General features: G+C 72.2%; 1 protein-coding gene. It reads right to left on the reverse strand.

Features of this window, described 5'->3' with window-relative positions; genetic code table 11:
- Positions 1 to 503: GAF domain-containing protein (locus tag EMA17_RS00055; protein WP_126634753.1), on the reverse strand; the 503-nt coding region annotated here is incomplete at both ends.

The raw sequence follows: 503 nt of genomic DNA on the forward strand, positions 1-503 counted from the left end.
AACAACTCGGCGTCGCGGCGCCGTTCGGCGATCTCCAGGGCCAGCGCGGCGTGGTCGGCGAAGCCCGTGACCATCCGCACCACCGCGTCCGAAAGCGGCGGCCGTTCCGCCCGGTTGGCGACCTGGAGCACACCGCGGATGCTCTCGCGAGTGCCCAGCGGCAGCAGGAACGCCGAACCCAGATCGGGCCCCACCGCACCGGCGACCACCGCGCCCGGAGCGTGGCTGATGTCTCTTTCGACGATCGTCTCGCCGGAGCCGAACACCTTGCCCATCAGCGTGCTCTCACCGGACAGGACCAGGCCGCGTACGCGATCCGCCAACGGCCCCTCGGCGGCCTCGACGACCAGGTCGTCGGTGCCGGCCACCGGCACCGCCAGGGTCACCAGGTCGGCGTCGGCCATCTCGCGAATGGTGGCGGTGAACGAGCGCAGCACGTCGGCCGGGGTGTCGCCGGAGAGCAGGCTGCGGGTGAGCTCGGAGCCGGCCGTCAGCCATCGTTC

This window comes from Embleya hyalina (genome assembly GCF_003967355.1).
Taxonomy (GTDB): domain Bacteria; phylum Actinomycetota; class Actinomycetes; order Streptomycetales; family Streptomycetaceae; genus Embleya; species Embleya hyalina.